Source organism: Arthrobacter castelli DSM 16402 (assembly GCF_000430705.1).
Classification (GTDB): domain Bacteria; phylum Actinomycetota; class Actinomycetes; order Actinomycetales; family Micrococcaceae; genus Arthrobacter_C; species Arthrobacter_C castelli.
Genome location: NZ_AUMN01000005.1, coordinates 182433 through 195341 on the forward strand (window position 1 = coordinate 182433; position 12909 = coordinate 195341).

The 12909-nt window shown below is 60.1% G+C and carries 11 protein-coding genes; 4 read left to right on the top strand and 7 right to left on the bottom strand.

Going from position 1 to position 12909, the window contains the following annotated elements; genetic code table 11:
- Nucleotides 1-31 precede the first annotated feature (31 nt).
- Together H535_RS0108005 and H535_RS0108010 are read left to right on the top strand one after the other, a co-directional pair.
- Entirely contained in the window at nt 32-847 is an 816-nt protein-coding gene (locus H535_RS0108005) for an SDR family NAD(P)-dependent oxidoreductase (protein WP_026819141.1), read from the top strand.
- A 55-nt stretch (nt 848-902) separates the two neighbouring features.
- Entirely contained in the window at nt 903-1628 is a 726-nt protein-coding gene (locus H535_RS0108010) for a FadR/GntR family transcriptional regulator (RefSeq protein ID WP_162144868.1), read from the top strand.
- 86 nt (nt 1629-1714) lie between these two features.
- Here H535_RS0108010 and H535_RS0108015 read toward each other — a convergent pair whose 3' ends face one another.
- From H535_RS0108015 to add, 4 genes are read right to left on the bottom strand one after another with little or no spacing between them, the layout of a single operon-like run.
- Complete coding sequence (locus H535_RS0108015; protein WP_051298801.1) at nt 1715-3520, bottom strand: ABC transporter ATP-binding protein; 1806 nt, start codon at nt 3518-3520, stop codon at nt 1715-1717.
- A complete protein-coding gene (locus H535_RS0108020; protein WP_026819144.1) occupies nt 3508-4278 on the bottom strand; it encodes an energy-coupling factor transporter transmembrane component T family protein in 771 nt (256 codons plus the stop codon). The genes H535_RS0108015 and H535_RS0108020 overlap by 13 nt, the downstream gene beginning before the upstream one ends.
- A 16-nt stretch (nt 4279-4294) precedes the next feature.
- Nucleotides 4295-4957, bottom strand: coding sequence for an ECF transporter S component (locus H535_RS0108025; RefSeq protein ID WP_026819145.1), 663 nt, complete (start codon nt 4955-4957; stop codon nt 4295-4297).
- Entirely contained in the window at nt 4954-6039 is a 1086-nt protein-coding gene (add, locus tag H535_RS24205; protein ID WP_162144869.1) for an adenosine deaminase, read from the bottom strand. Before add ends, H535_RS0108025 begins: the two co-directional genes overlap by 4 nt.
- 188 nt (nt 6040-6227) lie before the next feature.
- Here add and H535_RS0108035 point away from each other — a divergent pair, with 188 nt between their 5' ends.
- Nucleotides 6228-7238 carry a LacI family DNA-binding transcriptional regulator gene (locus tag H535_RS0108035; RefSeq protein ID WP_026819146.1) on the top strand — a complete coding sequence of 337 codons (1011 nt, stop codon included), beginning with the start codon at nt 6228-6230 and terminating at the stop codon, nt 7236-7238.
- A 38-nt stretch (nt 7239-7276) separates the two neighbouring features.
- Here H535_RS0108035 and H535_RS0108040 read toward each other — a convergent pair whose 3' ends face one another.
- From H535_RS0108040 to H535_RS24210, 3 genes are read right to left on the bottom strand one after another with little or no spacing between them, the layout of a single operon-like run.
- Nucleotides 7277-8053 carry a copper homeostasis protein CutC gene (locus H535_RS0108040; protein WP_026819147.1) on the bottom strand — a complete coding sequence of 259 codons (777 nt, stop codon included), beginning with the start codon at nt 8051-8053 and terminating at the stop codon, nt 7277-7279.
- On the bottom strand, nt 8053-9549 hold the full coding sequence (locus H535_RS0108045; RefSeq protein ID WP_026819148.1) for a M81 family metallopeptidase: 1497 nt from the start codon (nt 9547-9549) through the stop codon (nt 8053-8055). The genes H535_RS0108040 and H535_RS0108045 overlap by 1 nt, the downstream gene beginning before the upstream one ends.
- A complete protein-coding gene (locus tag H535_RS24210) occupies nt 9550-10671 on the bottom strand; it encodes an ROK family protein (RefSeq protein WP_245580224.1) in 1122 nt (373 codons plus the stop codon).
- Between the two features lie 392 nt (nt 10672-11063).
- Here H535_RS24210 and H535_RS0108055 point away from each other — a divergent pair, with 392 nt between their 5' ends.
- Nucleotides 11064-12875, top strand: coding sequence for a peptide ABC transporter substrate-binding protein (locus H535_RS0108055; RefSeq protein ID WP_026819149.1), 1812 nt, complete (start codon nt 11064-11066; stop codon nt 12873-12875).
- Nucleotides 12876-12909 lie beyond the last annotated feature (34 nt).

Genomic DNA, 12909 nt, shown 5'->3' on the forward strand with positions numbered 1-12909 from the left:
ACGAGGCCCGCGATGACGAGTAAGGAGGGTCATGGGACAGAGGATGGCGGGCAAGACCGTCCTGCTATTCGGCGGAGGATCGCGATCCGGCGCCACCAATAATGGGATCGCAGCGGCTCTGACCTACGCCCGGGAAGACGCCGCGGTATTCATCGTCGACAACGACGCCGTTGCTCTTCAGGACGGTCTCACCCGGCTGAGGGCAGAACAACCTTCCGCGAGGACCAATGGGACAAAAGCGGACGTCACCGACAGCTCCGCCATCAAGGCTGCCGTAGAGGCGTGCGCCGCCGACGTCGGAACACCCGATGTGTTGCACAACAACGTCGGAATTGCGCCAATGGGCGGGCCTCTGGAGATGACGGAGGAGGAATGGGACAAGGTTATGTCGGCGAACCTGTCCAGCGCTTTTCTCACCACCAAACATGTGTTGCCGTACCTGCTGGAGACCGGCGGCGCCATCGTCAACATCGCATCGATCGGAGGAATCAGGCACCTGGGCTACAACTATCCCGGATATGCGGCATCCAAGGCAGGGCTGATCCAGTTCACCCGGAATATTGCTGTGGAATACGCAAACCGCGGAGTGCGGGCCAATTGCGTGGCGCCGGGTTTTATCGAAACCCCGATGATGTACCAGCAGATTGCGGAAAACTACGACTCAGTTGAACAAATGCGCCGGATGCGGAACAGGGCCAGCCCAACCGGTGCCATGGGCGACTCGTTCGACGTGGCCAATGCAGCATTATTCCTCGCCTCCGACGAAGCCAAGTACATCAATGGGGTGTGCCTGCCGGTCGACGGGGGACTGATACATTCAGTTCCAAACGCCAGCCAGGCGTTGTAGATGGCATTGGTTCATGCCAATGACTGCGGCGTCACTGACGGGAGGTCTAATGACGATGAGTGGACAAGATGGCACTGAACTAATCCCGGGCAAGGATCCCATCACCCATGCCCTGGTCAAGCAGATTAAGGATATGAAACCGGGCGACAGGTTACTGAGCGAGCGTGAGCTGGCCGAAGACCTGGGGGTCAGCCGTACTGCCCTGCGTGACCGGGTGGGCAGGCTTCAATCGATGGGAATACTGGAGCGCCGCGGCCGCGCGGGGACCTTTGTCGTAGGGCTGCGGCCGGAGACGATCAGTGAGGTTCTGATGCTCGGGCTCATGGCTTCCGATCTGACAGTTGAATCTATTGTTACGGTTCGAGTCGCCCTCGAGCGACAAGCGGCAATCGAAGCTGCCGGCAGCCACGACCATGTCAGCATCGCTCACATGGCCGTGGCGGTCGACTCGATGGAAGCCACCGACGACGGCGAACGGCTGCGGCAGGCGGACTTGGACTTCCACCAGGCGCTGTTTGAGGCATCCGGGTCAAAAGCCCTGCAATTCTTCTCCCAGGTGCTGTCCCAGGTACTTGCCGAAACCATCCAGAGTTTGAGCTTGAGCAAGGATCGACTGACTATGCGCAAGGTTCACCGCGACATACTGGAGGCTGTCCAGGCACAAGACCACGATGCCGTTCTCGCCGCCATCGATCAGCACTTCGAATGGCTGGATGTACTCCTTGCCGAAAATAAATCGGGCGGGGAATCGGGGGCGGAGAATGTGGCGCCGGCGAGCTAGCCTTGGCGACGACCGCGGCCGCTGAGGACATGGCCTTTCGCGACGGTCAAGACCCGTGTGCGGACATGGAGCACGACCACCACGGGTCAGCCCGCCAACTCAGCCACCAACTCTGCCGGAGATAGTGGTAACGAGGTAAGGCCGAGACCGGCCGCAAGCCGGGTAGTGGCAGGCGCAGTCACATGGCCGCGCCGCAGCACTTCCGGCTGCCCGAACACGCTCCGGGCGTCCCCGTCGGCCAGGAGTGTCCCCTCTGCCAGCACCACCACCCGGTCGGCGTACCGGGCGGCAAAGTGCATATCGTGGGTGATAACGATGACGGTCTTGCCGCGCGAAGCAGCTTGACGCACCAGATTGCCCAGCAGTTCGGTGCCTTGTGCATCCTGACCACCGGTGGGTTCATCCAGAACCAGCACCGGAGTATCCATGGCAAGCACCGAAGCCGTGGCAACATGCTTACGATGGGCCAGATCGAGATCGTGGGGTTTCTGGTCCTTCACATCCAATAAGCCGAGCAGCTCCATGGCCTCGTTGGCGCGGGTCGCAACTTCGGCGTCCGGTGCTCCGATGTTCTCAGGGCCGAACTGCACCTCGTCCTGCACCGTTCGGCGGAACAGTTGGTCGTCCGGGTTTTGAAAGGCAAGCCCGACATCGCGGGCCAGAACAGAGACGTTCATCCCGGCCGTATCCTGACCGACCACCTTTACCGTGCCCGCCGTCGGCTTTAGGAGGCCATTGAGATGCCGGGCGAACGTACTTTTGCCCGCCCCGTTTTGCCCGATGACGCAGATGCAACCGCCCTCCAGGTTGAGGGACAGATTCTGCAGGGCGGTAACGTCTCCAGGATACACGTACTGTACATCGTTGAAACTGACGCCCTTCGTTCCGTCTGCGGTGTAGAGCTGTTCAACTTCTGAAGAGTCCGGCCGAGCCCAGCCACCGGCAGTGTCATTGGTCGCCGGTTCTGAATCCAGGAAGGCTGAACCCGCTTTTGTGGCAGGGGACCGTGCTGCTATCGCAGCCACCGCCTCGGTGGCGGTGAGGGGAGGTTCGGGCGCGCCCGGCAACAGATCGCGTTGGCGCAGCTCATGCCACACGTGCACCACGTCGGGCACGGCGAGCGGGTAGGACTGGTCGACGGCGTTCTTCAGGACAATTTGGGGCCGGTCATTCCATAGCACCCGACCGGCTTCGAGAACCACCAGCCGGTCCACCCGTGGCGCCAGTTGTTCCAGATCCTGGCTGACCACAACGACGGTGAACCCTTGTTGGTGCAGGTCATCGAGTACGTCGAAGACGTCCTCTGCGCCAAGAGGATCCAGCTGGGATGTCGGGTCGTCCAGAACGATTATTCGCGGCCGCAGGGCGAGCACCGAGGCAAGGGCCAATCGTTGTGTTTGACCACCGGAGAGCTTGGCAGGGTCCCGATCGGCAAGGTCTTCGATTCCAACTGCTGCGAGGCTGGCCCGGGCGCGGCGTTCAATGTCCTGCCGCGGCACACCCATATTCTCGAGGGCGAAGGCAGCTTCTTCGAGCACGGTCAGGTTCGCGCCGCTGAGCTGGTCGAATGGATTCTCGAAGACAAAGCCAACCGTTTCGGCCAGCTCGCCGATGCCGGATTCGGCTGTGTCGCTGCCGCGGACTGCCACGGATCCGGTCATATCGACGTCGAAAAAGTGCGGTATGTATCCGGCGATCAACCGGCACAGCGTGGATTTACCAGCCCCGTTCAGGCCGGTAATTCCAATGAAGCTGCCGCGTTCAATGCTCAGGCTGACGCCTTGGAGCACCTCTTTGTCCGGATTGGTCGTGTATGCGACAGATACATCGTTGATCAGCACTTCTGGTGCCGCGCCGTCGTCGGCTTCGAGCCGATTTCTTAGTTCAGCCATGTGATGACCCTCCAGATGATGACGCCGGCCAATACCACTAAAGCGGCCCAGCGCAGGACCTTGTCCGTAGTGGTGTCCGGAACCTCACGCAGATACGTTCGAGGCCCCTGTCGGCTGAACCCGCGCGCTTCCAGCGCCAGCGCGCGGGTTTCTGCCCCGATCAGCGCGCCCACCAGCAGCGGAACCATGATCGTAATTAGGGCCTGTATTCGTCGGCGCCACGATCCCTTGACGTTCAGACCGCGGGCCTGCTGCGCTTCGGTGATGGCCCGCGCCCGCCGCTGCATCTGCGGGGTGAACTGGAGGGATGCCACGAGCACATAAGTGAGCTTGGGCGAGACTCCCCGGTTATTCAAAGCGATGACGAGGTCCTTGGGGTGCGTGGACAGGATGAACAACAGCATCGCGCAGACGATGATGGCGATGCGGAAGAAGATCAGCAACGCACGCTGGAAACCATCCAGCCACAAGGTTACCGGCCCCACTGACAGCAGAGCCGTGCCATCTCCCTCATGAAAGAGGCCCTGAAGCACGAAGACACCGATGAAAAGCGTGATCAGGACGGCCGCAGCCATGAGCAGGATGCGCTTCAGCAGTCCGGCGACGGCGGCCAGGGCCAGCACTGCGATCAGCAGTACGAGCGGACCGCGGAAGTCAGGCAAAAGGAAACCGCAGACGATGACCGCGCCCGCCACCACGATCTTGGTGAGGGGATTGAGTCGGTGGAGAAGGCTGTTTCCTGGACGGTATTCAAGCAAGTGACGGTACCGCCGTCTATTTCTTGGTGGGTAGGACGGTGATGCGGTCGGCGATGCTGCGCTGTGCCGCCTTGGGCCGATACCGTGACGGGACGGCGCGGGCCACCGTCACTGCGATAAACAACTGGATCAGTTTGTCCGCGAGATCAACCAATATCTGCGAGGAGGCCACGCTCTGCCAGATCCCCGCGCCGCTGGCCATGAAAACGGCGCGCACCGCTGTGACGCCGGATCCGCCGGCACCGCCAAAGACCATGACGACAATCGGAGCACTGACGATAGTCGAGGTGAGGGCCAGCAATATCCCGCCCCCGACGATTCCGAGGTAGCTCTTGAGCCAGCCGTGCCTGGCGAGGAAGCCGGCGACGAGGCCCAGTGCGACGGCGGAGGGGATGAACGCCAGCGCGGTGGGATCCACCGTAATACCGAAGATGATATTGCCCAGCAGACCGGTCAGGCCTGCCACCCAGGGGCCGGCGAGAATTGCGATGAGCATCGTTCCAAGGCTGTCCAGGAACAGGGGCAGGCTCAGCGCTTCGGCGAGAGTGGCTCCGACAAAGTTGATGGCGATGCCGATGGGAATCAGAACCCAGGCGCGGGTCGTGAAGTCGGCCGCGATCCGGGAGAAGAAACCCTTGCGCCGGTCGTGCTCTCGCTGTTTTTTCGGATCGGTTGTCATTGTGATGTCCCTTGCGTCGCGTTGTCCCCGGGCGCGGCCGACAGAGCCGTGTTGAAGGACTGTTTGAGTGAATTTCTGGTGGAGTCATCAATAAAGGCTGCTTCAAAACCATTGAGCGCAATGCCCGCCAACTCGTTTGTGGACAATCCGGCGTCCCGGGCGCCAATGGTGAATTCGGAAGCCACCGTGGTGGGGAAGAGGGCGGGGTCATCCGAGTTCAAGGTGACATTGAGGCCTTCGCGCACCATCGACGTAATAGAGCGCTGCCGCCACGGACGCCACGCACGCCGGGAAGTGGTGAAGGCCGCGTTGAAATAAATGCCTTCCTCCCGGCAACGGTCGACCAGGGCGGCCTCGTCCAGCAAGTGGTACCCGTGGTCGATGCGGTTGCAGTGCAGCTCGTCGAGGCAGGAGCGGACATTCGCTCCTCCGGGAACATGTTCACCGGCGTGCGCAGTCCGGTAGAGACCGTAGCGCCGGGCCAAGGCGAAGGCGTCAACAAAGGATTCCGGCGGGCCAGCCTGCTCAAAACCATCCAGGCCGATGCCGACGACCTCTTCCCGGGGATACTCGACGACTGTCTGGACCATTGAGGAGGCCGTACCGGGGGTGCCTGCACGGCCAATTGCCGCGATCAGGCGGGCTTTGACTCCAAGTTCACGTTCGGCTGCTTGCACGCCATCGCATAAGCCGTCGACGACGTCCTGGTACTTCATGCCGCGCAGCCGGTGCATATCAGGGCTATAGGACAGTTCCTGATACACCACGTTGCTCTCGCGCAGGCCGTCTTCAAGGGCTTCATAGACGAGCCGGGACAAGTGGTCGGGGTGGGAAATGCAGTCGGCGATGATTTCGCACACTTGCCCCAGCGGGTACCAGGGTCCGTGCTTTTCCTCTTCGGCCGATGGGGCTGAATTTGTGTGCCGGTACAGCTCGGCTGCCGGGCGTGGCAGTGTCACGCCGGCAGCGCGGGCCAGGTCGGCCAGTGTCTCCGAGCGGACCGCGCCCAGCAGATGCACGTGGAGATCCGTCTTGGGGAGACGCACCACATCTTCAGCCGGCCCGGGGGACGAAACAACCACACTCTTCTCCTTGATAGCCATTGCCGGAAACCGCATGATTCCAGTCTGCAAACCTTTGCAGAAGGCTAGCGTCCCGGTTTTCCAGTGTCAATGCTCGTGGTGCTGGCGATATGAAATATGGCATGGGGTGTGACTGCGTTTGAGCTGGAGAACGGCCCGGATATAGTGCATGGGTGGAGGGCGCCGGAATGGATAAGAATGAAGTGGAAACGTCGCCGCGACTGGCAGACGTGGCCAAGGCCGCGGGAGTATCGGTCGCGACCGCTTCCAGGGCACTTTCCCGTCCGGATATGGTTGCGGCGGAGACCAGGCAGCGGGTGGAGCAGGCCGCTGAAGGCCTCGACTTCCGCCACCATCCCTCCGCACGTGCACTGATCACCGGGCGAATGGGACTCATCGCGCTGTGCGTTCCGACACTGGCCAACCCCTTTTTCGCGCCCATCATCAGCGGTGCCCAACGCGCGGCCGAGGAAGCGGGCAGCGGGCTACTGGTCGTGGTTACTGAGGCTTCGATCGAGCGTGAACGACGGACCATGTCCCGGCTTCAGAACCAGGTCGATGGGTTCATTGCACTGGCCACTAGTGGAGACTCCGCTGAGCTTGCGGCTGCCGCCGGCCCTAAACCGTTGGTGTTGGTCAACAGGCGCGCGCCGGGCGTAAGCTCCGTTGTGGTGGATACCCCCGATGGTGCCGCTCAGCTGGCTGACCATTTGTGCTCATTGGGACACCGCAAGTTCGCATACTTGTCCGGGCCTCCCGGGTCATGGATGGATCCGCGACGCCAGCGGGCGCTGACGGACAGAGTGGAAACTGCCGGTGGGGTGGTGACTCCCATAGGGCCGTTGCCGCTCACTTATGCGTCCGGCGGCGGGGCCGCCCAGGAGGTGGTCTCCTCCGGTGCGACGGCCGTAATCGCCTACAACAGCGTCGTGCTGATCGGGCTCCACCACGCGTTGAGTTCCATGGGCGTGCGAGTGCCGCAGGATATGAGCCTGGCCTGCGTGGATGATTTGGGCAGCATCGGGCTGTCCATGCCTCAGATGACTGCAGTTCACGTGCCAGCCGAAGACGCAGGGGAGCTTGCAGTGGAAGAGTTGTCGCGGCTAGGGAACGGGGGCCCTCCCCAGGAACTGACCTTGCCAGTGCGGTTTGAACTGGGCCAGTCGACGGCCGCGCCCGCTGCCACGCCCCCTCAGTAGGGCGCGGGCCCGGCCGAAGTCATTTAGTGGGGGAGCCCTCAGTCCAAAGCTGAAGGGCTGCTATTTTCCGAGTGCGTCGAAGCCTGCTTGACGGCAAGCGATGCGTCTCTGACCACTCGCTCATTCGTGACATAGTACGAGCCAGGATTTTCTGCCGCGCTTCCGAGTGAGACGTCCCCTGTTGCGCCGGGTTCGAAGAGCTTCTTGGCTGACAGGTGTACGGCATCCGCTCGTCCTTCGGCGAGCAGCGGGTGGATATCCTGAGCACGGATGCCTCCACCGGCCATAATCTGGATGCGTCCGCCCACGGTGTTTGCCAGTTCTTTTATGACAGGAATGCCATCAACAGCCCGGTTCGATTTCCCGGAAGTGAGGACCCGTGTGAAGCCCAGGGGCATCAGCTCCTCGACGATGTTTGCCGGATCCGGGGCGAGGTCGACGGCCCGGTGGAAGGTGATCTCCATGGTTTCATCGACACTGTGTGCGGTGTCTACCAGGCGCCTTATTGAGGGTATGTCAACTGCTCCGTATTGATTGAGTGCGCCAATGACGATGCCGGAGATACCGATTTTGCCGAGGCTGGCTATTTCAAGGCATGATTGCGCGACGTCATCAGCGGAGTAGTGAAAGTCGCCGGGTCGGGGACGAATTAGAACGTGGGTGTCGATTCCTTCCTCGACGACGGCCGTAACCAGTCCGTTGGAAGGAGTCAATCCTCCCAGTTCCAGCCCCGAGCACAGCTCGACGCGGTTTGCCCCGCCTTCACGGGATATGCGGGCGCCTGTCGCAGAGGTCACGGCGATTTCAAGGTCCATTACTGACCAACTGTCGGAACGAGTCGGGCGTGCAGATCCGGGTCGGAGTCGTGTCGGTCGAAGGGAAACATCGGCCGGTCGATCCTCGAATGCCCCAGACGGAGAAGGTCCTGGTCCACGCCCCCGGGCGTCAGCGCCAGCATCCAATCTGCCGCCATTTCAAACAATTCAGGTTCGAGATAGCCGATTTTGACGATAACGACGTCGGCCTCCCTCGGTTTCAGCCCGTTCCGCAGGAAATCTGCTTCAAGATGATAAGGCTTGCGCGACTTGGTCAATATGACGTGCAAGCCTCCAACCCGGACGACGACTTCGATTTCTGCAACCGGGTCACCGTGGTGGATATGTTCCACGATGCCCGTCAGACGGGCCGGCCCGGAAGGACCTGCATCACTCAGGGCGCCGACATGTAATTCGACGGTGACGCCAATACCGCGCGACACACACGTTTCCACCGCTTCGGAAGCGGGAATTGAAGCATAGATAGCGGTTAAATCGCCTGAAATCAGCTCATCCCGCTCCAGCAGCTCGACCAGCGTCCATGAGACGTCGCCCGCACCGCCAGCGGTCGGGTTGTCGCCGGAATCGCTGATAAAGAATGGCCGCTGCTTGCTTGCTGTTGCCGTCTTGATGCACTCGTCGAGGCTGGCGGATGGGGCGACAAAGTTGAACTCGGCACGCCTCCGCCACACTTCCTGCGCCAGGTTCGTTGCCTCGCGGGCCGCGGTATCAGCGTTGCTGCCGGTGACCATGACGACTGCCATATTGCGGGGCTCGTCAGCCCAGGCGTAACCGATCCAGATTCCAGCGTCGAGGACATCGGGTAATGCCTCGATGTCCGGAACTTTGGCGTAGAGGCTTTTGGCCGGTTCGATGCGGGTGCTTGTCTTTTCGCCGGGCAGCAGGATCGGAACCGGCACCCAAGCTTTTGCAGGCCGCGGCCTTCCCGGGGTCTGCAGGACGTCAATCAGGTTCCGGATGGCCCGTTCTTTGGTCTCCAGGGCGTCTTCATGAGGTGCCATCCGATAACACGTCAACAGGTCCACGGTTTCGGCGAGCTTCCATGAGACATTGCCGTGCAGATCCATCCCGGTGCTGATGACAACCTCCGGCCCGACAGCCTGCCGCACCGTGGCTGCCAGGTCGCCCTCGGCGTCGTCCATGCCGACAACGCTCATGGCACCGTGGATGTCGAGCACCAGGCCATCGAGTTGCTGTGCGGATTGGAGCCCGGCCAGGATTTCCTGCTTCAGCTGTAGGTAGTCCTCGAGGGGAACGGCTCCGCCGGGTATGGCCCGGCCCTGCAACACCGGCACCCAATCGGCAGCGGAACGGAGTTCTGCCCCCGCCTGCAGGAACGCATAATGATCGAGAACGTCGTTGCCGCGCCTGGGCCGGAGGTCAGCGATTCGGGTGCGCGCCGGCGAAAAGGTGCTTGATTCGACGCTGAGGCCAGCGATTGCGATTCTTGGTCTGCCAGATGCTGGTGAACTCATTTAGGCTTCCTTTCGTGCTTGATGAACGATCGGTGAAGCAAAAGCCAGGTCCAGGGTGAGCCGGCCGACGCCGGCTATACCTGCGTCCTGACCCAGCTGGGATTCCTGGATGATGAGATGTTTGGTAGCCAATGGGTGGCATCCTTCATACAACCGACTCCGGAAGGCAGCCACATACGGTTCCAGCGTGGACATAACGCCACCCAGATACACGGCCGATGGATTGAAGAAATTCACCACCGCGGAAAGAACTTCTCCCAGATGACGACCCGCATCCCTGACCAGTGATGTCGCCAGCGCGTCGCCGGCACGCACCAAATCGACGACATCCAAAATGGAACCGACGTCTGCCCGTTGCTCGCTGAGCATCCGAACAATGGCGGCACCGGAGGCGATGGTCTCGAGACATCCACGGTTTCCGCAGGAACACGGAATATCGTCAGCATCCGCAACCCGGACATGCGTCATGTCCCCCGCGGCTCCCGTTGCGCCTTCATGGATGTTGCCATCGATGATCACTCCGGCGCCCAGGGCCGTGCCGGCTTTGATCGTAATGGAATCTTTATGGTCCATGGGCTGGGCCGAATGCTCACCGAGGGCCATAGCGTTAGCGTCGTTTGCGATGCACGTTGGAACCATAAACCGGCGGTCCAGTTCTGCTCGAACGGAATATCGGTGCCATCCAGGCATACGGGAGGGCGAATCCACAGTTCCTTCGGCAGTATTTACAGGACCAGGCAGGGTTAGACCTATACCGAGAAGTTGCCGGGGGTTCCTTTCATCAACTAACTCCCGCAAGATCTTCTCGAGTTGTTCCAGCGCGTGTTCGGGTCCCAGCGTGATATCAAAATCGTAGGTAACCGCAGTTTCAACGCTGCCGTCCAATGTCACCGCACCAACGCGAACATGATGGATGCCGACGTCGGCGCACAAGACGTAGTGAGCCTCCCCGCCAAGGGTCAATATCCTTGGCTTGCGCCCCCCGGTCGAGGTCCCGGAGCCAACCTCCTTGATCCATCCAAGCTCAAGCAGTGCCTGGACGCTCACCGATATGGATGAGCCCGCCATTCCGAGGGCGCTGGCAAGCTCTGAACGTGAACTTGCTTGCTTCGAGGCAATCAATGAAAGGACCTCCGCTTCAACAGACCGCGATCGCGGGCGGGGACGGTTGGAAGCTCCAGGCTGGTTCACACTTAATTCAGTCATGGAAAAAGTATCCCCATCATAGTTCGAAGAATCAATACTTGTGCTGGTATTGACCGAGTTGTGATGTCTGTCACCCAGTGCATACTAACCCACGCGGGCAGGCAAAAAGCGCTGTAACCGCGATTTGGGCAAGGCATTCGGCGCCCATTGGGGGTCCACTATACGGTGAAAAACTTTATTCGAGAAGGCATTGACATCTATCGGCGGTTCGCGGTTGACTGTCTTCTAGATCACATTCCCGAGGCGCAGAGCTGGTGCTGGAAGCGGCATGAAGCGGCCCGGATGTTCCCTTCTCAAGGAGGCACTTTATGTTGTCGTCAGGATCGGTAAGCGCCAAGTCACGACTGTTACTGGCGGTATGCGGGGTGGTTGGGGTGACCCTCTCGGGATGCTCTGATCCTGCAGAATCCTCAGCCGAAACGAAGAACTCAGTCAGTTATGCCTGGCCCGTTTCACAGACGCCCAACTGGATATCCCCCATTAGCAGCGCCGGACACACATCGACCATTAATGCATCACTTAACCAAGTGCTGTGGACCCCACTGATCGAGTTCAACACTTCAGGCGGCAGCATGGGATGGGATAAGGAGGCAAGTCTTGCCAAGTCGGTCGAATTTTCCCCTGATGGCCGCGTGGCAACCATCACCCTGAAAGACATGAGTTGGAGCGACGGCGTGCCGGTCACGAGCCGGGACGTCGAGTTCTGGCTCAACTTGATCAAAGCAAACAAGGAGAACTGGGCCAACTACGTCGACGGCAGGATGCCAGACATCATCAAGAAGTTCGAGGCGGTCAATTCGTCAACCTTTAAACTCACCTTCGATGACGTGTACAACCAGGACTGGCTCAAGTCGAACCAGCTGAGCTTTATTCAGCCCATACCACAGCACGCGTGGGATAAGAAGAGCGATTCCGGTGCCGTTGGCAATTATGATCGCACGGAGTCCGGTGCGAAGAAGGTGTTTGAGTACATTCAAAGTGAGGCCAAGGATATGGCCTCGTACGACACTAATCCGTTGTGGAAGACTACGAACGGTCCGTACAAAATAGACACCTTCACCTCGTCTGGAAAAGTTGTCCTGGCAAAAAACAAGAAGTACGACGGGACCGATGCCGCGCACATTGAGACGGTGAAGTTGCTTCCATTTACCAGTGTCGAAGCAGAACAGAATGCCCTGCGCAGCGGAGAGCTGGATTATGGATACATCACAGCCTCCGCCATGGCACAAAAAGAAACCTTCGAGGCAAGTGGTTATAAGATCACCCCGAAGCCGGGATGGTCCATCACATATATGCCTTACAATTTCAACAACCCAAAGATGGGTGATGTGTTTTCGCAACTCTATGTGCGCCAGGCGATCCAGCATTCAATCGACCAGAAAAGTATCTCTGAAGTCATCTGGCAGGGTACTGCGGAACCTGGGTACGGGCCCATTCCACAAGGCAGCGACTCGCCATACCTGTCAGAGGTCCAAAAGAATAACCCTTATCCGTACAGCATCGATAAGGCGAAAAAGCTGCTCACCTCTCACGGCTGGAAAATGGGGTCGGACGGTGTAGCTGTCTGCAGCAGCGTCGGCACCGGCGAGAACGAGTGCGGCGAGGGGATCGAGAAAGGCACCAGACTGGAGATCAAGCTGCTGGCGCAGAGCGGGTCCACCGAGACTGACAACATGATGAACGAGATCCGCTCCTCCCTCTCCAAGGCGGGGATCAAGCTCGACGTCAAAAGCGCACCGGTAAACAGCGTCTTGTCACAGACACCCCGCTGCAAGCCTTCCCAGAAGCAATGCGACTGGCAGCTGTCGTTCTTCGGCACCTCCGGCAGTTGGTACTTTCCCCCTTACCCGACGGGGGAGCGGATCTTTGGAACTGACGGACCTTCGAACTTTGGGCACTATTCCAATCCCAAGGCCGATCGGCTGATGCAGAAGGCTGTGAGTTCCAAGGATAGTTCCGCCATGGTGAAGTACAGTGCGTTGCTGGCCAAGGATCTTCCGGTTGTTTGGATGCCGAACCCGGTATATCAGGTCTCGGCGACCAGAGAAGGTCTTAAAGGCACCGCCGCCGATGTGGATGAGATCTATCCGCAGCGCTGGCACTGGGAAACGCAGAAGTAGCACATTCTCACACCCGGGGGCGTTGGTGGTACGC